This is a genomic window from Caballeronia concitans, assembly GCF_001544615.1.
Lineage (GTDB): Bacteria > Pseudomonadota > Gammaproteobacteria > Burkholderiales > Burkholderiaceae > Caballeronia > Caballeronia concitans.
Genome location: NZ_FCNV02000001.1, coordinates 930,273 through 950,960, shown reverse-complemented (window position 1 = coordinate 950,960; position 20,688 = coordinate 930,273). Strand labels below are relative to the sequence as shown.

General features: G+C 66.1%; 16 protein-coding genes. 9 read left to right on the top strand and 7 right to left on the bottom strand.

The window, feature by feature from the left end:
* Window positions 1-17 precede the first annotated feature (17 nt).
* On the top strand, window positions 18-1,352 hold the full coding sequence (gene cytX, locus AWB72_RS04410) for a putative hydroxymethylpyrimidine transporter CytX (RefSeq protein ID WP_087127931.1): 1,335 nt from the start codon (window positions 18-20) through the stop codon (window positions 1,350-1,352).
* A gap of 4 nt (window positions 1,353-1,356) precedes the next feature.
* Here cytX and speB read toward each other — a convergent pair whose 3' ends face one another.
* On the bottom strand, window positions 1,357-2,367 hold the full coding sequence (gene speB, locus AWB72_RS04405) for an agmatinase (RefSeq protein ID WP_040051811.1): 1,011 nt from the start codon (window positions 2,365-2,367) through the stop codon (window positions 1,357-1,359).
* 125 nt (window positions 2,368-2,492) lie between these two features.
* Here speB and AWB72_RS04400 point away from each other — a divergent pair, with 125 nt between their 5' ends.
* Complete coding sequence (locus AWB72_RS04400; RefSeq protein ID WP_040051810.1) at window positions 2,493-3,434, top strand: LysR family transcriptional regulator; 942 nt, start codon at window positions 2,493-2,495, stop codon at window positions 3,432-3,434.
* Between the two features lie 191 nt (window positions 3,435-3,625).
* Complete coding sequence (locus AWB72_RS04395) at window positions 3,626-4,084, top strand: hypothetical protein (RefSeq protein WP_052450009.1); 459 nt, start codon at window positions 3,626-3,628, stop codon at window positions 4,082-4,084.
* A 48-nt stretch (window positions 4,085-4,132) separates the two neighbouring features.
* Here AWB72_RS04395 and lolA read toward each other — a convergent pair whose 3' ends face one another.
* Together lolA and AWB72_RS04385 are read right to left on the bottom strand one after the other, a co-directional pair.
* On the bottom strand, window positions 4,133-4,801 hold the full coding sequence (gene lolA, locus AWB72_RS04390; protein ID WP_084593018.1) for an outer membrane lipoprotein chaperone LolA: 669 nt from the start codon (window positions 4,799-4,801) through the stop codon (window positions 4,133-4,135).
* A gap of 42 nt (window positions 4,802-4,843) precedes the next feature.
* Entirely contained in the window at window positions 4,844-7,168 is a 2,325-nt protein-coding gene (locus AWB72_RS04385; protein ID WP_040051808.1) for a DNA translocase FtsK, read from the bottom strand.
* Window positions 7,169-7,527: 359 nt separating this feature from the next.
* On the opposite strand from AWB72_RS04385, the gene trxB reads away from it, so the two are divergent.
* The 5 genes from trxB (at window position 7,528) to AWB72_RS04360 (ending at window position 11,366) form a co-directional block, all read left to right on the top strand.
* Complete coding sequence (gene trxB, locus AWB72_RS04380) at window positions 7,528-8,535, top strand: thioredoxin-disulfide reductase (protein ID WP_040051807.1); 1,008 nt, start codon at window positions 7,528-7,530, stop codon at window positions 8,533-8,535.
* 237 nt (window positions 8,536-8,772) lie between these two features.
* Window positions 8,773-9,561, top strand: a complete 789-nt coding sequence (locus AWB72_RS04375; protein ID WP_040051806.1) for a Smr/MutS family protein — start codon at window positions 8,773-8,775, stop codon at window positions 9,559-9,561.
* A gap of 14 nt (window positions 9,562-9,575) precedes the next feature.
* Entirely contained in the window at window positions 9,576-10,196 is a 621-nt protein-coding gene (locus tag AWB72_RS04370) for a trimeric intracellular cation channel family protein (protein ID WP_040051805.1), read from the top strand.
* A 123-nt stretch (window positions 10,197-10,319) separates the two neighbouring features.
* Window positions 10,320-10,973, top strand: coding sequence for a protein-L-isoaspartate O-methyltransferase family protein (locus tag AWB72_RS04365; protein WP_040051804.1), 654 nt, complete (start codon window positions 10,320-10,322; stop codon window positions 10,971-10,973).
* A gap of 69 nt (window positions 10,974-11,042) precedes the next feature.
* Window positions 11,043-11,366, top strand: coding sequence for a rhodanese-like domain-containing protein (locus AWB72_RS04360; RefSeq protein WP_040051803.1), 324 nt, complete (start codon window positions 11,043-11,045; stop codon window positions 11,364-11,366).
* Here AWB72_RS04360 and AWB72_RS04355 read toward each other — a convergent pair.
* The 4 genes from AWB72_RS04355 to hemC all read right to left on the bottom strand — a co-directional run bounded on the left by AWB72_RS04355 (window position 11,356) and on the right by hemC (window position 17,358).
* Window positions 11,356-12,945, bottom strand: coding sequence for a GDSL-type esterase/lipase family protein (locus tag AWB72_RS04355; protein WP_244285514.1), 1,590 nt, complete (start codon window positions 12,943-12,945; stop codon window positions 11,356-11,358). The two genes, AWB72_RS04360 and AWB72_RS04355, sit on opposite strands and share 11 nt — an antisense overlap.
* A 158-nt stretch (window positions 12,946-13,103) precedes the next feature.
* On the bottom strand, window positions 13,104-14,297 hold the full coding sequence (locus tag AWB72_RS04350; RefSeq protein WP_040051956.1) for a heme biosynthesis protein HemY: 1,194 nt from the start codon (window positions 14,295-14,297) through the stop codon (window positions 13,104-13,106).
* Window positions 14,297-16,324 carry a fused uroporphyrinogen-III synthase HemD/membrane protein HemX gene (hemDX, locus tag AWB72_RS04345; protein ID WP_040051801.1) on the bottom strand — a complete coding sequence of 676 codons (2,028 nt, stop codon included), beginning with the start codon at window positions 16,322-16,324 and terminating at the stop codon, window positions 14,297-14,299. Before hemDX ends, AWB72_RS04350 begins: the two co-directional genes overlap by 1 nt.
* Window positions 16,324-17,358, bottom strand: coding sequence for a hydroxymethylbilane synthase (gene hemC / locus AWB72_RS04340; protein ID WP_040051800.1), 1,035 nt, complete (start codon window positions 17,356-17,358; stop codon window positions 16,324-16,326). Before hemC ends, hemDX begins: the two co-directional genes overlap by 1 nt.
* Before the next feature lie 275 nt (window positions 17,359-17,633).
* On the opposite strand from hemC, the gene ppc reads away from it, so the two are divergent.
* Complete coding sequence (gene ppc, locus AWB72_RS04335) at window positions 17,634-20,684, top strand: phosphoenolpyruvate carboxylase (protein ID WP_040051799.1); 3,051 nt, start codon at window positions 17,634-17,636, stop codon at window positions 20,682-20,684.
* Window positions 20,685-20,688 lie beyond the last annotated feature (4 nt).

Below are 20,688 nucleotides of genomic sequence, written 5' to 3'. Positions count from 1 at the left end.
GAAGCGCGGCGTCATTCATGACCGACACTATTTGGGGATCGAATCCGATGCAGCAAGAGAACACGTCCACTTACGCGCCGCTCGTGCCCGTACCCGCCGAGCGGCGCGCCTTCGGCATCAGCGACGCCTTCGCGCTGTGGTTTTCGCTCGGCATCGGCCTTCTGGTCGCGCAGGCGGGCGCGCTGCTGGTGCCGGGACTGTCGCTGCCGCACGCGCTGGTGGCCATCGTCATCGGCACCGTGATCGGCGTCGTGCTGCTCGCGCTCGCGGGCGTGATCGGCACGGACACGGGGCTCGCGGCCATGTCGTCGCTGCGTCCGACGCTCGGCGTGCGCGGCGCATCGGTGCCGGCCGTGCTGAACGCGGTGCAACTGGTCGGCTGGGGCTCGTTCGAGATCATCGTCATGCGCGATTCCGCCGACGCGCTCGCGAAGCAATCCTTCCATTTGTCGATGCCGCTCGTCTGGACGCTCGCGTTCGGCGCGCTTGCAACGCTGCTCGCCATCAGCGGTCCGCTGTCTTTCGTGCGGCGCTTTCTGCGCACGTGGGGCATCTGGCTGCTGCTGGGCGGCGCGGGCTGGCTCACGTGGAATCTGCTCTCGAAGCACGATCTCGCCTCGCTGATGGCGCGTCCCGGCACCGGCGAGATGGCGTTCGGCGCGGGCATCGATCTCGTCGTGGCAATGCCGCTTTCGTGGCTGCCGCTCATCGCCGATTACACGCGCTTCGGGCGCAGCGCGGGCGGCACGTTCCGCGGCACGCTGCTCGGCTATGGCATCGCGAATCTCTGGTTCTATGCGCTCGGCGCGGTGTACGGACTCGCGGCGGGCGGCGGCGATGCGCTGCTCACGGTCGCGTTCGCGCAAGCGGGCGGCGGCATTGCGCTGCTCCTCATTCTGATCGATGAAATCGACAACGCCTTCGCCGACATCCACTCGGCGGCCGTTTCCACCGGCACGTTCTGGGCGCGCACGAGCGTGCCGATGCTGTCGGCCGGCTACGGCGCGTTGTGTACGCTGGTCGCGCTCGTCGTCGCGATGGGCAAGTATCAGAACTTCCTGCTGCTGATCGGCTCGGTCTTCGCGCCGCTCTTCGGCGTGGTGCTGGCGGATCACTTCATCGTGAGGAAACGCCGGATCGATACGGCCGCGCTCGGCCGCACCGACGGCCGCTACGGTTACTCGGGCGGCTGGCACGTGAGCGCGTTCATCGCGTGGGCGATCGGCATTGCGGCTTATCACGCCATCAATCAATGGCTGCCGGATTTGGGCGCGACGCTGCCCTCGCTCGCGCTCGGCGCCGTGTGTTATCTGCTGCTGGTTTCGACGCGGCGCGCGGCGTTGGCTTCGTAACTCGTCACACCCGCCGCTGCACGCCCGGCAGCACGCACAACAACTCGAACGCGATGTTCGCGGCGAGCAGCGCCGTCGTTCCGAACGGATCGTAGGGCGGCGCGACCTCCACGAGATCCGCGCCGACGATATTCAGCCCCCACGCGCCCCGCACGATCTCCAGCGCCTGCGGCACTGTCAGCCCGGCAATCTCCGGCGTGCCGGTGCCGGGCGCGAACGCCGGATCGATGCCGTCGATATCGAACGTGATGTACACCGGCCCGTCGCCCATCTGCGCGCGGACTTCCTCCATCAACGGCGCGAGCGACTTGTTCCAGCACTCTTCCGTCTGCACGACGCGAAAGCCTTGCTCGCGGCACCAGTCGAAGTCGCCCGCTTCGTAGCCGGTTCCGCGCAGACCGATCTGCACCACGCGCTCGCAATCCAGCAAGCCCTCCTCCACCGCGCGGCGAAACGGCGTGCCGTGCGCGATCTTCTCGCCGAACATCGAGTCGTTGACGTCGGCGTGGGCATCGACGTGAATCAGCCCGACCTTGCCGTGCTTCGCGTGAATGGCGCGCAGGATCGGCAGCGCGATGGTGTGATCGCCGCCGAGCGTGATCGGCTTGCAGTCGTGCTCGAGGATTTCGCGGTACGCGCGCTCGATCCGGTCGATGGAATCGAGCAGGTTGTACGGATTGATCGCCACGTCGCCGATATCCGCGACGCGCAACGAATCGAACGGCGCGGCGCGCGTCGCCATGTTGTACGGGCGCAGCAGCACCGATTCGCTGCGCACCTGACGCGGGCCGAAACGCGCGCCGGTGCGGTTCGACGTGCCGAGATCGAACGGCACGCCGACGAAACACGCGTCCAGCCCGGCGGCGGACGGAACATGCGGCAGACGCATCATCGTCGTGATGCCGCCGCAGCGCGGCATCTGGTTGCCCGACAACGGCTGCGGCCGCTCGGCGCGATGATCGCGGAAATGGGAATCGAAGTGTTCGGCGGGCGCGAATAGCGAGGACGTATTCATGATGTCGAATGTGAGCGAGTGACTGGCATTCGCTAGAAATACCGCCTTTCGCGCCGAGTTAAAATGCAGCCGAAATCAACTTCACATCGATTCCGATCGATGTATCCGTACAAACGGCGGCGCCAATGTTCACTCACCTTTCCGATCTGGATCTGCGGCTCATCCGCGTGTTCCTCGCCATCGTCGATGCGGGCGGCGTTTCGTCCGCGCAAGCGACGCTCAACGTCGGCCAGTCGACCATCAGCACGCAGCTCGCGACGCTCGAAACGCGGCTCGGCTATCGGCTTTGCGAGCGCGGGCGCGGCGGTTTCGCGCTGACGCCGCGCGGCGAACAGTTCGTCGATGCCTGCCGCGCGCTCTTTGCCGCCGTCGAAACGTTCGATTCGACGGCGCGCAACGTCGGCAGGAAGCTCGTCGGCACGCTGACGCTCGGGATGATCGGCAACACACCGGTCAGCGCGAACGCGCGGATCAGCGAAGCCATCGCGCGCTTCCGGGAACGCGACGAATCCGTGCGCTTTTCGGTGCTCGTGCGCTCGCCGGGCGAACTCGAAGAAATGCTGCTTGCCGGCCGCATTCACGTGGCGATCGGCTATTTCTGGCATCGCGTGCCGTCGCTCGACTACACGGAGATCTTCGCGGAGGACCAGCTTGCGTATTGCACGCGGACGCATCCGCTTTTCGACCGTGCGGGCCACGTGACGCTCGTCGAAGCGGCCGAGCACGACTGGGCGTGGCGCAGTTATCCGCTGCCCGAGGCGGGCGCGCTCGCGCCGCGCTCCATCAGCGCCGTCGCGGACAACATGGAAGCGGTCGCGATGCTCGTCCTCTCCGGGCGACACCTCGGCTATCTGCCGGAGCACTTCGCGGCGTCCTACGTGAACGACGGCCTGCTCGCGCCGCTCAACGAATCGACGATGCGTTATCGCGTCGCGTTCCACATGGTCACGCGCGCCGATCGCAGAGGCGGCGGACGCGGCGCGCACAGCGCGAAAAACGATATCGTCGATGCCTTTATCGAGGACATGGCGCGGGCGCATCGCATCGAAATGACGAAACGAGTTTAGCGGCTAGTAAGCAGTCAAAACGAACCAATCGATGCCTTCTCTACGCGCATCGCATTTATTTTGAGATGACCGCGCGATTCCTCTTGGCAATCGAATCGGACTCCTCTTATTATCGTCTTACGCTTCGACGAATCGGATCAGAACGATCCGCTTAAGCGGGCGAAACAAAACGACTAAGAAAGGAGAACGAGATGCGCAACACGACGATGCACGCCATCCGGCTCGGACGAATCGCCATTGCAGGCGCGGCCGCCTGCTTCGCCGTTTCCGCCGGCGCGGTGACTGTTCCGGGAGGCACGATCACCTTCCTGGGAGCACTGGTCGCGCCGCCGTTCGGACTCTCGACCAATGCGCGAACGTCAGCGGACGGCCCCGGATTTTCCGCGCGAGGAGACCAAAGCGGGAACGCGGCATCGGTGACGTTCACGCCCGAGCCGAACAGTGCGCCGAGCGCGGATGTTTCGTTGTCTATCGACAATCATCGCGCGACGCCCGGCGCGCTGAACGCGAGCTTCGCGGACGGCAAAGGCCGGCGTATCGCGCCGAACAGCGGCGGTGCATTTCATGTGGGCGCATCGGGCGGCGTGCTGTCGATGCAGGGCAAGGACGCGTCCGCGAAACGCGTGACGCTCGTCACGAACTATCACTAAAAGTAGACGTCACAAACGAAACGCGGCTCCGGGGAGCCGCGTTTTTTATTACCCGTTGATCACGTCCGCGCCCTTCGGCACGTTGAACTTGAAGGTATCGCCCTTGATCGGCGGGTTCTTCTGGATGTTCGAGAACGTCAGCAGCGTGACGTTGCCGAAGACGTCGTGCAACTCCATCGCCTGAAGATTGCCGTCCTTGAAGCCGATGCCCACCGTCTCGAACTGCGTGTCCTTCGCCTTCGGCGTGAGTTCCAGCCAGTCGATGCCGCCCTTCACGCCCGCATCGCGCAACGTGAAGTTCTTGTCGAGATCGTTGCTGCCGAAAAGAATCGCTGCCGGACTTGCGCCGAGCGCGCCACCAAGGCTGCGCACCGTCACTTGATTCAGGTCTTTGTCATAGACGTACAGCTTGTCGCCGTCCGCCTGCAGGACCTGCGAATACGGCTTCTCGTAGGACCAGATGAACTTGCCCGGTCGCGCGAACATGAACGTGCCGCTGGAGTTCGCGCCCTTCGATGCCGTCGGCGTGGCCGTCGCGCCGTTGTTCGCCTTGCCCGGCGCCTTGACTTCCTGCTGCGTGAAGTCGCCGCGCGCCGCGTGCACCTGCGACACGAAGAGCTTCAGTTGCTCGGTGCCGCTCGCGAATGCCTGCGTTGCGAAGAGCATCGAAGCCGACAGAATCGCCGCGCCGAAAATCTTCCCCGTTCGTTGCTTCATAGTCTCGTTCTCCATCCAGATAGTGCCGTCCAGCGCGCGACGTTATTCCGCTTCACGCGCCGGCGCGAGAATCTCGCGGTTGCCGTTCGACGACATCGCCGAAACGAGGCCCGAGTTCTCCATTTGTTCCAGAAGCCGCGCCGCCCGGTTATAGCCGATGCGCAAGTGCCGCTGCACCAGCGAAATCGACGCCCGCCGGTTCTTGATGACGACTTCGACCGCCTGGTCGTACAGAGGATCGGCTTCGCCGTCGGTCGATCCCGCGCCCGCACCGGCCGCGCCCTCGTCGCCATCGCCCGCGAGGCCGCCTTCCAGAATGCCTTCGATGTAATTCGGCTCGCCGTGCTCCTTCAGCTTGTCGACGACGCGATGCACTTCTTCGTCCGACACGAACGCGCCGTGCACCCGCACCGGCAATCCGCTGCCCGGCGGCAGATAAAGCATGTCGCCCATGCCGAGCAGCGACTCGGCGCCTTGCTGGTCGAGAATCGTGCGCGAATCGATCTTCGACGACACCTGGAACGCCATGCGCGTCGGCACGTTCGCCTTGATGAGACCGGTGATGACGTCGACCGAAGGCCGCTGCGTCGCGAGAATCAGGTGAATGCCCGCCGCGCGCGCCTTCTGCGCGATCCGCGCGATCAGCTCTTCGACCTTCTTGCCGACGACCATCATCAGGTCGGCGAGTTCGTCGATCACCACGACGATGTTCGGCAGGCGCGTGAGCGGCTCGGGATCGTCGGGCGTGAGGCTGAACGGATTCGGAATCTTCTCGTCGCGCTTCTTCGCTTCGTCGATCTTCGTATTGAAGCTCGCGAGATTGCGCACGCCCATCTTGCTCATCAGCTTGTAGCGGCGCTCCATCTCCGCGACCGCCCAGTTGAGCGCGTGCCCCGCCTGCCGCATGTCGGTCACGACCGGACACAAGAGATGCGGGATGCCTTCGTAGACGCTCATTTCGAGCATCTTCGGGTCGATCAGAATGAGCCGCACCTGATCCGCGCTCGCCTTGTAGAGCAGCGAAAGGATCATCGCGTTGATGCCGACGGACTTGCCCGAACCCGTCGTGCCCGCGACCAGCAAGTGCGGCATCTTGGCGAGATCGGCGCAGACCGGATTGCCGCCGATGTCCTTGCCGAGACCCATCGTGAGCGGCGACGCGCCGTTCGCATAGACCTCGGAGCCGAGAATCTCGGAGAGCTTGACGGTCTGCCGGCGCTGGTTCGGCAATTCGAGCGCCATGTAGTTCTTGCCCGGAATCGTCTCGACGACGCGAATCGACACGAGCGACAGCGACCGCGCCAGATCCTTCGCCAGCCCGACGATCTGGCTGCCCTTCACGCCCGTCGCCGGCTCGATTTCATAGCGCGTGACGACCGGCCCCGGATACGCCGCGACCACGCTCACCTCGACGCCGAAATCCTTCAGCTTCTTCTCGATGAGACGCGACGTGTACTCGAGCGTATCGGCGGCGATGGTCTCCTGCGTCTTCGGCGGCGGATCGAGCAGCGAGATGGGCGGCAAAGTGGAATCGCCCGGCAGGTCCGTGAAGAGCGGCACCTGTTTTTCCTTCTCGACGCGTTCGGAGCGCGGCGGCGTCGCGACCGGCGGCACGATCACCACGGGCTCGTGATCTTCATGCTTCACGCGCGAGCGCACGACCTTGCCTTCGCGCTTCGACGCGGCTTCCTCGCCCAGCTTGCGATCGCGCCCCGCTTCGCGCCGCAGTTGCGCGCCGGTGATCGCGTTGAGAATGCCTTCGCCGGCTTTCTCGCAGACGGAAAGCCAGGAGAAGCGGAAATAGAGCGACAGCCCGATCGCGAGCGCGATCAGCAGAAAGAGCGTCGCGCCCGTGAAGCCGAGCGCATGCGACACATGCCGCGCCACGATATCGCCGACGACGCCGCCCGGCGCGCGCGGCAGCGGCACCTTGAGCGACCACATGCGCAGCGCCTCGATGCCGTCGCTCGCGAGCAGCACGAGCACGAACGCGAATGCTTCGGCGAGCCAGGTGCGGTCGCGCGGGGCGTTTTCATCGCTGGCGGACGACTGCGCGGCCGGTTCGCTGATGCGCCGGTAATTCGCGACGATGCGCCGCCCGAGCAGCACGACGAGCCAGTACGACGACAGCCCGAACACGAGCAGCAGGATGTCCGACGCGTACGCGCCGACGCGTCCCGCCCAGTTCGAAATGTGATCGACGCTCACCGCGTGCGTCCAGCTCGGATCCTTGCGGCTGTAGGAAATCAGCGCCATCACGAGGAAAAGTCCGAGCGCGACCTGGAGAATCCAGCGAATCTCGGTGAAGAGCCGCGACATGCGGTGCGGCAACGCCTGCGGGCTCGCGGAATAGGATGCTTTTGCCATTGATTCGGTGTCGCTTTTCGCAGCCCTCGGAGATTTCGCGCCGGTGGCGATCCGGGCTGCATGAACGGTGGCCTATTGTAAACGCTGCATTGCGGGGACAGGCGCAAAAACCGGCCGGCACTTGCATCCTGTAACACTCCTCACATGCCGCGAGCGTGCGTTTTTCGCGCCATTTCTGCGACGCTACCCTATCAACGCGATTGAAAGGTTCACTCGGAAGGGTTTTGCACGGCCCTTTATAATCGAGGACTTGCATCCAACTACGAGTCACCGGGAAGCGACGCGCGCGGGAGTCGAACTTGCTGCGCGAAAGTCATTCCTTCCGCTTCCGGTCAGACCATCAATAACGGACCATCGCCATGTCTTCATCCCAAAGCGCGCCCAAGCACGCCAAAGTGCTGATTCTCGGTTCCGGCCCCGCCGGCTACTCCGCCGCCGTCTATGCGGCGCGCGCGAACCTGTCGCCGCTGCTCGTCACCGGCCTCGCGCAAGGCGGCCAGCTGATGACCACCACCGACGTCGAAAACTGGCCGGGCGATCCCTCGGGCGTGCAAGGTCCGGAGCTGATGCAGCGCATGGAAGAACACGCGCGCCGCTTCAACACCGAGATCGTGTTCGATCACATCCATACCGCGAAGCTGAATGAGCGGCCGTTCCGTCTGATCGGCGATTCGGGCGAGTACACGTGCGATTCGCTCATCATCGCGACGGGCGCATCGGCGCAATATCTCGGCGATCCGTCCGAGCAGGCGTTCATGGGCAAGGGCGTGTCCGCGTGCGCCACGTGCGACGGCTTCTTCTATCGCAACGGCGAAGTCGCGGTCATCGGCGGCGGCAACACGGCGGTCGAAGAAGCGCTGTATCTGTCGGGCATCGCGAAGAAAGTGACGGTCATTCACCGCCGCGACAAGTTCCGCGCCGAGCCGATCCTGATCGACCGCCTGCTCGCGAAAGAGCAGGAAGGCGTCGTCGAGATCAAGTGGAACCACGTGCTCGACGAGGTGCTGGGCGACGATTCCGGCGTCACCGGCCTGCGCGTGAAGCACACGAGCACGGGCGAAACCACCGACGTCGCGCTGCAGGGCGTGTTCGTCGCGATCGGTCACAAGCCGAACACGGACCTCTTCGCCGGCCAGGTGGAGATGAAGAACGGCTACATCATCACGCAGGGCGGCACGAGCGGCAACGCGACCGCGACGAGCATCCCCGGCGTGTTCGCGGCGGGCGACGTGCAGGATCACATCTACCGCCAGGCGATCACGAGCGCCGGCACCGGCTGCATGGCCGCGCTCGATGCGCAGCGTTATCTCGAAACCATCGACGAAACGCCGACGCCGCACTCGATGAGCCACGAAAAGGATCGTTGAGCGGCAAGCGATGCCGCGCGCCCGGCCATTAGAATGAAGGCCGGCGCGCGGTTTCGGCGTGTGGGCGCTCGGGCGCGTCGTGGCGCGTAGGCGGAACGAAACGGGCCACGGCCCGTTTTTTTGTTTCTTTCCGTCGGTACGCGCATTTCACCTTCGCCCATTCGACAGCCGCCGCGCGCATGGCAAAATCGGCGCGCCGCGCGTCGCTGACTTGCAGCCGACTCTTCTGGCCGAACGATGCCGAAAAATCATCCTCACCCGAACGAACCGAAAGCCCGCCGGCCACAAGCGCCGCGCCCGGCTGCGCCCGCCGAAAAGCCTGCGGATCCGCGCGACGTATCGGCGGCGGTCAAGCGCGACGGGCTCTCGGGTCTCGCGTCGCTCAAGACCGCGCTCAAGGCCGACGCCGACAAGCGGCAAGCCGAACGCGTCGCGGCGGCGCGGGCCGAGCGTGAAGCCGTCGCGGATGCCGACGAGTTTCGCCGCGCGATCGGCGAGATCGAGCCGCTCAAGACGCCGCCGCGCACGACCGTCGTGCGCGTGCCGCCTTCCCCGCTGCCGCTGCAAAGCCTGCGCGACGAAGAAGCGGTGCTCCAGGAAGCGCTTTCCGACGAATACGATCCCGAAAGCCTGCTCGACATCGACGAGACGCTTTCGTATCTCCGGCCCGGCGTCAGCCAGGAAGTGGTGAAGAAGCTGCGGCGCGGCGCGTGGATCGTGCAGGCGCAGCTCGATCTGCACGGCATGCGGCGCGAGGAAGCGCGCGAGGCGCTCGCCGAATTCATCCGCGAATCGGTGAAGCGCGGGCTGCGCTGCCTGCGCGTGATTCACGGCAAGGGGCTCGGCTCCATCGGCAAGCATCCGGTGCTCAAGGGCAAGGTGCGCGCGTGGCTCGTGCAGAAGGCGGAAGTGATCGCGTTCTGTCAGGCGCGTCCGCACGACGGCGGCGCGGGCGCCGTGCTCGTGCTGCTGCAGCCGGGCGGGACGCCGCGTCACCACAATCATCCTCAAGACAAGACCCGCTGAACGACGGAACGCACGTGCATCCCAGACTCACCCTCGCCATTTCCATCATGGAGGCGTTCGCGATCTTCGCGTATGCGCTCTCCGGCCTCATCGAAGCGAGGAAGCGCCGGCTCGACGCGGTCGGCGCGTTTCTCGTCGCGCTCGCGACCGCGTTCGGCGGCGGCACCGTGCGCGACGTGCTGCTCTCGCGCCGCCCGTTTTACTGGGTGGAGCATCAGGAATACGTGCTCGCGATCTTCGCGATGTCGATCTTCGCGCCGCTCTTTCTTCGCCTCACGACGCGCCTCTTCGACCAGCGCGCGCTGCTCGTCACCGACGCCATCGGGCTGGGCCTCTTCAGCGTGTCGGGCACCTCCATCGCGCTCGACGCGCAAATGCCCATCTTCACCGCGACGATGATGGGCGTCACCACCGGCGTGTTCGGCGGCATCATCCGCGACGTGCTGTGCAACGAAGTCCCGCTGATCCTGCGCGATTCGCGGCCTTACGCGGTGTGCGCGTTCGCGGGCTGCTGGATGTACATCGGGCTGGAGCAGTTCGCCGTCGAGCCGATCTACAATGTGCTGATGTCGACGGCGTTCATCCTCGTCGCGCGGCTCATCACCTTCAAATTCGATATCCGCCTGCCGCGCTGAACCCGCGATACAGACGGAAAAACGCCCCCGTTTGCTACAATCGCGAAGTCAATCCGCCCTCCTCCGGCGCACGCGCCGGGGCATCGGGGCGTCAGTCTCCGGTCGTCAACACGCACACAGAAAATGAACATCGAGCAAGCGCGTTTCAACATGATCGAGCAACAGATTCGTCCGTGGGATGTGCTGGACCAGGACGTACTGAACCTGCTGTCGATCGTCAAGCGTGAGAACTTCGTTCCCGCCGCCTATCGCAACATCGCTTTCGCGGACCTCGAAATTCCGCTGCCCGGCGGCGAACGCATGCTCGCGCCGAAGATCGAAGCGCGCATCCTGCAGGAACTCGCGGTGAAGAAGACCGAAACGGTGCTGGAAATCGGCGCGGGCTCGGGCTACATGGCGGCGCTGCTCGCGCATCGCGGCCGCAGCGTGACGACCGTCGAAATCTCGCCGGAACTCGCCGATTTCGCGAAGCAGAATCTCGCCGCGAACGGCGTGACGAACGCGCAAGTCGCGCAGGGCGACGGCGCGCGCGGCTGGGACCAGGGCGCACCGTACGACGTCATCTGCGTGTCCGGCGGCCTGCCGATCATGCCGCAGGAGTTTCTGGAGCAGCTCAGCATCGGCGGGCGCATTGCGGCGTTCGTCGGCGCGGCGCCCGTCATGAAGGCGCAGATCATCACGCGCGTCGACGAAAAGCAGTTCCGCGTGTCGGATATCTTCGAAACGCTCGTCGCGCCGCTGAAGAACGCGCTGCATCCTTCGCCGTTCAGGTTCTGAACTCAATCGCACCGCGGCGCGGACTTAACGCCGCCGCGGGCCCTCATCGTCCGTTCCGATTTCGATCCCATGCAGAATCTCACCGCACCCGAACTCGCCGCGTGGCTCGCCGATTCGTCCCGCCCTGCCCCCGTGCTGCTCGACGTGCGCGAACCGTGGGAGCTTCAGACGGCGAAGATGGACAACGTCGTGTCGATCCCGATGCGCGACATTCCCGCGCGCAGCGAGGAACTCGACGACGACGCGCAGATCGTCTGCATCTGCCATCACGGCGCGCGCAGCGCCTCGGTCGGCATGTTCCTGGAATCGCGCGGCTTCACGAACATCTTCAATCTGTACGGCGGCATCGACGCGTGGTCGCGTCAGGTCGATCCGTCCGTTCCTACTTATTGACTACCGTGCCGGTCGCCCAGACCGGCTTGCCGGCCGTCGAATAGACGACGAGGTTGCCGTCGCGCTGCATGTAGGCGTAGCCGACCGCCATGTCCGTCTTCCCGCTTTGCCACACGCGCGCGCCGTTCGAATCGAATAGTGAGAGCGTGCCGTCTTCCTCGAAACGCATCTCCACGCCCGGCGCGCCCGCATCGCTCGTCGACCAGATTGCCGCGCCTTCGTACACGATCGCGAGAAATCCGTCGCGGCCCAGCGTCAGCGTGAAACGCCCGTCGCAGGACGCGAGCGTCTGCCCGATCGACAAGCCCTCGCCCTGCGCGAGCCGTCCGCAGCCCGACGGCGCGCGTACGGCGGGCAGCCCGGCGAACCAGTCGAGATTGGCCGCATCGGCGATGGCCAGCAGGCCCGCATCGTTCGGATGCAGGTCGTCGCCGCTATTGAACGCGCTCGCGTACGCGATGGACGCGTCGCCGGGACCGCCGAGCGCGGCGGCCTGATCGAGCACGCCGTCGCATCCGTTCGATGGATCGCGCAGAAACGCGTTCACCGCCTGCCGCGTGTCCTCGATGGCGGGCGTCCATCGCGCAATGCCTTCGAACGGCGTGAGCGTCGAGCAGATCACCTTGACGTGCGCCGCATGCGCCTGCGAAATCAGCTGTTCGAACGCGCCGGACAGCCGCTGCGCGGTCGGCGGATTGCCGCCGATGAGATTGTTCACGGCGTCGTCGGACACGATCACCCACTTCACGTTGGCCTGTTGCAGCACGTCGCGCTGAAAGCGCGTGAGGCCCGCCTGCCCGGACGAATCGCCGTCGGAAAAGAAGTTGTTGCCGCTGATGCCCTGATTCAGCACGCCGACGTTCATGCCCGCGGCGATCAGCCGCTCGGCCAGCCGGTTCGGCCATCGCCGGTTCATGTTCGGCGTGGACGCGAGGCCGTCCGTGATCGATGCCCCGAACGCGACGACCGCGCCCGTCGCGCCCGCGTTGACGACATCGAGATTGGCGAGGAAATAGTACGACGGCCCGCCCGCCGCGTTGGCGACGCCGCCCGCGAACGACGCATCGCCGCTCACATCGCCGGGCGCGATATAGACGTCCTGCAAGCCGGCGGGATGGCCGGTCGAATTCGGCGGCGTCTTCGACGGCACGTGGAAGCTCACCGCCACGTCGCCGAGCACGGGCGCCTGGAACGCGACGGTATCGCTGACGACGGAGCCGCCTGCCGGAATCGTCACGTACGCTTGCCCGTTGAACGTGGCGGCGCGATCCGTCGCGGCGACGGTCTGCGCGCCGCTCGCCCGCTGTGCGACATGCACGTTGCCGAGCGTGACGGGCTGGCTGCCGAAGAGATTGGAGAAGCGCAGCCGCACGGCCGTCCCGCCGATGCTCGTATGCACGATCTGGCGAATCGTCTGGTTGTCGAAACCGGGATCGCTCGTGATGGCGGGCGCGGCGGACCACGTGCCCGTCCACAGCGGCGCGCCGGTCTGCGCGTGTGCCGGCGACGCTTCCACGCAAGAAAGCAGCGCGCAAAATGCCGGCGCGACGAGCCTCCGAAGTCGGTTCGCAGTGTCCACTTCGTCTCCTTTCATGGCTCGCGCGATGGCTGAACGAGAATAGATCACGCTACGCCGGTTCGTGGCCGTGCGCTAACGAACAGACGCGGACGAAGAAATGAAAAAGCCGCACGCCTTTGCAGGCATGCGGCTTCGAATGAATCGGACGATGAACCGGCTTAAACGACGTTCATCGCCAGCGCGCTCGCGCGATAGTGCTCGGCGGCTTTGTCGGCATCGCCGAGCTGTTCGTGCAGACGCGCCAGCGCGCGATGCGTGCGAATCTTCAGCGGCTCGTTGTCGGCGAGCTTCAGCGCCGATTCGAGGAACGCCTGCGCCTTGCCCCACAACTGCTGATGCAGGCAGAGCCGCCCGAGCGTGAAGAGAAGGTCCGCGTCTTCGGTGCGCTCCTTCTGCCACGCTTCGGCGCGCTGGATAAGCGGGAACGCGTCGCCGCCGACGACGCAATCCGGATAGCGCCGCAACAGCCGCGCGTCCCAGTTATGCGCGAGCGCATCCTCGACGATCTTCCTCGCTTCCGCGCGACGATCGAGCGCGATCAGCAGTTCCGCCGCGAGATCGGCGAGACGCGGCGACTGGCGCTCCGTCACCGAGAGCGATTGCCAGAGCTCGAGCAACGCGTCGGGATTATGCCGGCGATCGCGCAGCAAGTTTTCCGCCGCGACCTGACGCAAACGCACCGCGACCGCCGGATGCAGCGCCTCGCGCTTTTCCAGCATCCGCACGAGCTTCAGCACTTCGCCCCAGTTCTTCAATTGCTGCTGGGCGCGCAGCGCGATCTGCTGCGCGTGGATGCGCCGTCCGCCCTGCGCCTGCATTTCCGTCAGCGCGATGAGTGCGCCGTCCGCGTCGCGGCCATCGGCGCGCATGTCGGCGGTGGCCATGAGACGCGCGTCCTGCCAGTCCGCGCCGCTGATCTGCGCGAGCCATTCGTCGCGGCGCGCGTACTCGTGCAGCCGATGCGCCGCCTGCGCGCCGATCAGGCTGGCCGCGCCCTTGTTCGCATCGACGGAAAGCGCATCGCGCGAAGCCTTCTCCGCCTTCGAGAAGCGGCCCGCATACAAATGGCCGATGGCGTCGCGCAACGCCGCGTTCGCCTTCGCGAGCCGGCTGCGCGCGCGATACGCGGCCACGCGCTCGGGCATCTTCCACACGCCGCGCGCCGCGCGAATCAGCGCATAGAGCACGATGAAGAGCACGACGAGCGCCACCACGAACAGATTCAGCGACACGTCCACGCGATACGGCGGCACCACGATCAGAACCTGCCCGCCGTCGAAGCCGCCGACCGTCGCGACGATCACCGCGACCGCGAACAGCAGCGCGAGCCAGATGAGTCCACGAATCGTCATCATCCGCCTCGCTTGAACTGATGCACGGCGGCGAGGCTCGCGTTCAGGTTCGGCACGGCGACCGCGACCGATGCCTGATCGACCTGCTTCACGAGACCGCGCACGGCCTCCACTTTCTTCGACGACGGATCGAAGTAGCGGCCCAGCGATGCGTCGGCGGCCTGAAGATCGGACTTGAGCGTGGCTTCGCTGCGCGAGAGCAGCGACAGACGCGCGGACAACAGCCGCAGCTTCACGTTCTCGCGCACGAAGTAGCCCTGATCGGGCGCCGTGAGCATGGCGTCCGCGTTGTCGATGCGCCGCACGGACACGAGACTCGCCAGTTGCTGGCCGATGCCCGTCGTGATCTGCCGCCACAGCACCTTCCAGCGCGGCTCGCCGGTCGCCGCCGCGATCGACGCGCTATCGGCCGGCGCGGCGGCTTGCGCGCGCGCGCGCTCGATCGGCGCTTCGCCCGCGAGCGGCAACGTGTCGATCTGTTCGATGGCGGTATCGAGCTTGATGGCGAGGCCGGTCAGGTCCGTGGTCGGCGCGGCCTTCAGCTTGTCCATGTCCTGCGCGATGGCCTTGCGGATGGTCACGACCTGCGGGCCGGTCGTCGCGGCCAAGCGCGTGTCGGCGCTTTCGAGCGCGAAGAGCGCCAGTTGCACGTTGCCGGTCAATTGCAGTTGCTGGCTCGCGCTCGAGAGAATTTGCTCGACTTCCGCGATGGTCCAGTCGTCGCGATTGCTCGCGAGATCCTGATACTGCTGCTGCAACGCCTGGCTGTGCGCTTCGGCATCGGCGAGCTTGCCTTGCAACTGGATGATCTGCGTGTTGAGCGCGCCGGTCGCGCTCGCGGCCTGATCGGCCTTCGCGCGCAGTTCGGCGTTTTGCGCATCGGCCTGCGCGACGCGCTGCGTCAGTTCCTGTTCCTTGCGGTCGAGCTTGCGGTTCAGCGCATAGCCGCCCGCACCCGCCGCGATGGCCAGAATGGCGATGACGAACCACAGCAATACGTTGCCCGCGCCGCCGCGCCGCTTCTGCTGCTCGTAGGGCGCATACGGCGTGTTGGGCGGCAGGGGCGGTGTCACGTTCGGCTGAGGTGAAGCTTTCTTGGAATCGTTCGAATCAGTCATGCGTGATTGAGCCGGTTGATGAGCCGGTGAGTTGTCCGCCGAACTGGCCGGTGAGTGGTCCGTCGATACGGCCGCCGATGATTCATCGCCTGGAAACAGCGTTTCGAGCGACTGCACGATGCGCTCATCGCCGGCGCCGGACACCGTAATCCTATCAAAACCCGCCTGGCGCGCGGCTTCAGCGATGCGCGGGTGCGGGCAGACCACCGGCGCCCGCTTGATGCGCACGATTTCGTCGGCGGTGAGATGCTCGCGCGCGAGTTCGTCGAGATTGCGCACGCCTTCGGAACTCGTCAGCAGCCACGCATGCGGCGCGCCCGCGAGCAGCGTGTGGATGCGCTCCCACTTTTGCATCGACGGTTCGGGCAACAGACGCCGGTACGCCGCCGCCTTTTCGACGCGCGCGCCCGCTTCCGCGAGACGTTCGGCGAGCCATTCGCGCCCGCCGTCGCCGCGCACGATCAGCACGCGCTTGCCTTCCAGCCCGTTCGCGCCGAAGTGCGATTCGATCGCCGTGTACAGCGCCTCGGAGTCGAAGCGCGGATCGGCATGTTCCGCCGACGGACTGATCACGCGATGCCCCGGCGCGCTCACGCCTTGCCGCGCCAGCGCCGCGACGCTGCCCGGCCCGACCGCCGCCACCGGCACGTCGGCAGGCCACGGCGCGAAAAGGCGGCCGAACGCGTGATCGACCGCATTCGGCGAGACGAACACGACGAGCGCGTAACGCTCGGGCCCGTACAGCTCGTCGAGGGCGGCGCGCAGCAGGGCATCGTCGGAAACGGGGGCGATGTCGATGAGCGGGAATTCGAACGCGTCGAAACCGGCGCGGGTAAGCCGCGCGATCAGCCCGGACGACTGGCCGCCCGGCCGCGTGATGACGACGGTGGCGCGGCGCGCGCTCGCCATCAGGACGGATTCGCCGCGGACGGCGGAAGTTCGTCCTGCTTCGCGGGCGCGGCATTGGGCGCGTCGGCGCGGCTCATCGTGGAAAGCGCGTTGACGATGTCCATCGCGCCTTGCGCTTCCAAATCCGCCGACACGCGCTGGCCGAGCGCGAGCGCCGCCGCGAGATCGGGCGCGCGCACGTGTTCCTCGGCGCGCAGCACGCGCTTGCCGTCCGGCATCGATACGGCGCCGCGCAAATGCAGCGCGTCGCCCTGCCACTGCGCGTACGCGGCGAGCGGCACTTCGCAGCTTCCGCCGAGCGCGCGCGACACCGCGCGTTCCGCTTCGACGGCGAGCGCGGTCGCCTCGTCGTGCAGCGGCGCGAGCCACGCGGCAAGATCGGCGCGATCCGCGCGAATCTCGATGCCGAGCGCGCCCTGGCCCGCCGCGGGCAGGCTGTCGGAGGCGTCGAGCAAGGCGCGGATGCGCGCTTCCATGCCGAGGCGCTTCAGTCCGGCGGCCGCGAGAATGATGGCCGCGTAGTCGCCGCGATCCAGCTTGGCGAGGCGCGTATCGAGATTGCCGCGCAACGGCCGGACATCGAGATGCGGAAAGCGTGCGCGGATCATGGATTCGCGGCGCAGGCTCGACGTACCGACGACGCTTCCCGCCGGCAATTCCGCCAGCGACGCGTAATGCGGCGACACGAAGGCATCGCGCGGATCTTCGCGTTCGAGAATCGCGCCGAGCGTGAAGCCTTCGGGAAGCTGCATCGGCACGTCCTTGAGCGAATGGACGGCGAGATCGGCGCGGCCTTCGGCGAGCGCTGCTTCGAGTTCCTTGACGAAGAGTCCCTTGCCGCCGACTTTGGAAAGCGTGCGATCCAGAATCTGATCGCCGCGCGTCGTCATTCCGAGAATTTTGACGTCGCAAGATGGATATAATTTGTGCAGCGCACACCGCACGTGCTCGGCTTGCCACATCGCGAGCCGGCTTTCCCGCGAAGCGATGACGAGGCTTGCGGGCGGTGTCGTTGAATGCGTCTCGGAATTCATTGATGCTCGATCGGATGACGGGATGAAATAACGAACAATGGTAGCACGCACGCCAGGGTCCATTTGGCGCGGGCGGCACGCCGGAGCCTTGTCCGGCGCGCCTTCCGGGCGTCCGCGAGGGCGGCGACGTGCGTGGGCGCAGCACGGGGAGACACGTGCGCGCACTCGGCGCTTTACGCGCGTTCGCTTTCGATGGTCCGCATGACACCCGGGCGCCGGCTCTCGCCTTAAGCGCCTGTCGATGGTCTTTGGCTTGCATCAGAGAGGAATTCAACGTGACGTCTTCCGCATCGGCCCGCCAGGCTCGCAGTAACGGCGCATCGCCCGACTCATCCTCCATCGCGTCCGCCACGTCGCCCATGCCGCACGTGACGCCGCCGCCTTCCGCCGTCGCGCTGAAGGCGAAGCCTTCGAAGAAAGCGGACATGGCCAAGCCGCGCAAGAAGGCGAAGGCCGATGCCGTCATCGGCGACGCATCCGCCGAACGCGCGAAGCCCGCGACAGCAGGCCGCGCCCGCGACGACAAGGATCGCCCGCTTTTCGAGGACATCCGCTTTCTCGGCCGGCTGCTCGGCGAAGTGCTGCGCGAGCAGGAAGGCGACGCCGTGTTCGACATGGTCGAGACCATTCGTCAGACCGCCGTGAAATTCCGCCGCGAGGACGATGTCGACGCCTCACAGGCGCTCGAAAAACGCCTGCGCGCGCTGTCGCCGGAGCAGACGGTGAGCGTCGTGCGCGCGTTCAGCTATTTCTCGCATCTGGCGAATATCGCGGAAGACCGGCATCACAACCGCCGGCGGCGCATTCACGCGCTCGCGGGCAGCGCGCCGAGGCCCGGCACCATCGCGTATGCGATCGAGCGCATGCGCGAGCAGAAGAACGTCAGCGCCACGCGCAAGATGCTGCAGAAATTCTTCGACGACGCGCTGATCGTGCCCGTCCTCACCGCGCATCCGACCGAAGTGCAGCGCAAGAGCATTCTCGATGCGCAGCACGACATCGCGCGCCTGCTCGCCGAGCGCGATCAGGAATTGACCGCCCGCGAGCGCGCGCAGAACGAAGCGGTGCTGCGCGCCCGCGTCACGTCGCTGTGGCAGACGCGGATGCTGCGCGACTCGCGCCTCACCGTCGCCGACGAAATCGAGAACGCGCTGTCCTACTATCGCGCGACTTTCCTCGATGAAATTCCCGCGCTGTACGCCGATATCGAAGCCGCGCTCGCCGAGCACGGCCTGCCCGCGCGGCTTCCGCCGTTCTTCCAGATGGGAAGCTGGATCGGCGGCGACCGCGACGGCAATCCGAACGTCACCGCCGCGACGCTCGAAAACGCCATCACGCGGCAAGCGACGGTCATCTTCGAGCACTATCTCGAAGAGGTGCACAAGCTCGGCGCGGAGCTGTCGGTGTCGGAGCTGCTCTCGGGATCGAGCGAAGCGTTGCAGGCGCTGGCGGAAGCCTCGCCGGACCGCTCGCCGCATCGCACGGACGAGCCGTATCGGCGCGCGCTGATCGGCATCTACACGCGGCTTGCCGCGAGCGCGCGCGTGCGGCTCGGCGAAGGCGTCGTGGCGGTGCGCAGCGCCGGACGCGGCGCGGCCCCGATCCGCGCGACGCCCTACGCCGACGCCGCCGAGTTCACGCGCGATCTGCACGTGCTGATCGATTCGCTCGCCGAGCATCACGGCGCGTCGCTGTCGGCCGCGCGCCTGTCGCCGCTCGCGCGGGCATCGGAAGTCTTCGGCTTCCATCTGGCGAGCATCGATTTGCGGCAAAGCTCGGACATCCACGAAGCGGTCATCGCCGAATTGCTGGCGCGCGGCGGCGTCGAGCAGGATTACGCGGCGCTTTCCGAGGAAGAGAAGCAACGCGTGCTGCTGAAGGAACTCGGACAGCCGCGCCCGCTGCGCCTGCCTTACGCCGAGTATTCCGATCTCGCGAGAAGCGAACTCGGCGTGCTCGAAGCGGCGCGCGTGATCCGCGAGAACTTCGGCGCGCGCGCGGTGCGCAACTACATCATTTCGCACACGGAGACCGTCAGCGATCTGCTGGAAGTCATGCTGCTGCAGAAGGAAACCGGCGTGCTGCAAGGCTGTCTTGGCGCGAAGAACGATCCCGCGCGCGACGGCCTGATGGTCATTCCGCTCTTCGAGACGATCGCGGACTTGCGCAATGCGCCCGTCATCATGGGCGATCTGTTCGCGCTGCCGGGCGTCGATGCGCTCATCGCCAATCAGGGCGGCGAGCAGGAAGTCATGCTCGGCTATTCGGACAGCAACAAGGACGGCGGTTTCCTCACGTCGAACTGGGAGCTGTATCGCGCGGAACTGGCGCTCGTCGCGCTCTTCAAGGAACGCGGCACGACGCTCAGGCTTTTCCACGGGCGCGGCGGCACGGTCGGACGCGGCGGCGGCCCGACGTATCAGGCCATTCTTTCGCAGCCGCCCGGCACCGTCGACGGTCAAATCCGCCTGACCGAGCAAGGGGAAGTCATCGCGAGCAAGTTCGGCAATCCCGAGATCGGGCGGCGCAATCTGGAAACGGTCGTGGCCGCGACGCTGGAGGCATCGCTGCTGCCGCACGAGAACGCGCCCGCGCAACTGCCGCAATTCGAAGCGACGATGCAGACGCTTTCGGACGCCGCGATGGCCGCGTATCGCGCGCTCGTCTACGAGACGCCCGGCTTCACCGACTACTTCTTCTCGTCGACGCCGATCGCGGAAATCGCGGAGCTGAACATCGGCAGCCGGCCAGCGTCGCGCAAGCTGCAAGACCCGAAGCATCGGAAGATTGAAGACTTGCGCGCGATTCCGTGGGGCTTCTCGTGGGGCCAATGCCGCCTGCTGCTCACGGGCTGGTACGGCTTCGGCAGCGCGGTCACGGCGTTTCTCGAGGCGGGCGGCTCCGACGCCGATCGCGCCAAGCGCCTCAACACGCTGCGCAAGATGCACAAGACCTGGCCGTTCTTCCAGAATCTGCTGTCGAACATGGACATGGTGCTCGCCAAGACCGATCTCGCGGTGGCGTCGCGCTATGCGCAGCTCGTCAGCGACAAGAAGCTGCGCAAGCTCGTGTTCGACCGCATCGTCGCGGAGCACGAGCGCACGTGCCGCGTGCTCGGCGAGATCACCGGCCGGCACGAGCGCCTGTCCGACAACCCGCTGCTCGCGCGTTCGATCAAGAACCGCTTCCCGTATCTCGATCCGCTGAACCACCTGCAAGTGGAGTTGCTCAAGCGCCATCGCGCGGGAGATCAGAACGTGCGGCTGCGGCGCGGCATTCACCTGACGATCAACGGGATCGCGGCGGGCTTGCGCAACACCGGCTGACGAT

Coding starts and splice junctions, on each gene's coding strand:
- cytX (WP_087127931.1), top strand. CDS start 18: ATGACCGACACTATTTGGGGATCGAATCCGATGCAGCAAGAGAACACG.
- speB (WP_040051811.1), bottom strand. CDS start 2,367: ATGAATACGTCCTCGCTATTCGCGCCCGCCGAACACTTCGATTCCCAT.
- AWB72_RS04400 (WP_040051810.1), top strand. CDS start 2,493: ATGTTCACTCACCTTTCCGATCTGGATCTGCGGCTCATCCGCGTGTTC.
- AWB72_RS04395 (WP_052450009.1), top strand. CDS start 3,626: ATGCGCAACACGACGATGCACGCCATCCGGCTCGGACGAATCGCCATT.
- lolA (WP_084593018.1), bottom strand. CDS start 4,801: ATGAAGCAACGAACGGGGAAGATTTTCGGCGCGGCGATTCTGTCGGCT.
- AWB72_RS04385 (WP_040051808.1), bottom strand. CDS start 7,168: ATGGCAAAAGCATCCTATTCCGCGAGCCCGCAGGCGTTGCCGCACCGC.
- trxB (WP_040051807.1), top strand. CDS start 7,528: ATGTCTTCATCCCAAAGCGCGCCCAAGCACGCCAAAGTGCTGATTCTC.
- AWB72_RS04375 (WP_040051806.1), top strand. CDS start 8,773: ATGCCGAAAAATCATCCTCACCCGAACGAACCGAAAGCCCGCCGGCCA.
- AWB72_RS04365 (WP_040051804.1), top strand. CDS start 10,320: ATGAACATCGAGCAAGCGCGTTTCAACATGATCGAGCAACAGATTCGT.
- AWB72_RS04360 (WP_040051803.1), top strand. CDS start 11,043: ATGCAGAATCTCACCGCACCCGAACTCGCCGCGTGGCTCGCCGATTCG.
- AWB72_RS04350 (WP_040051956.1), bottom strand. CDS start 14,297: ATGACGATTCGTGGACTCATCTGGCTCGCGCTGCTGTTCGCGGTCGCG.
- hemDX (WP_040051801.1), bottom strand. CDS start 16,324: ATGGCGAGCGCGCGCCGCGCCACCGTCGTCATCACGCGGCCGGGCGGC.
- hemC (WP_040051800.1), bottom strand. CDS start 17,358: ATGAATTCCGAGACGCATTCAACGACACCGCCCGCAAGCCTCGTCATC.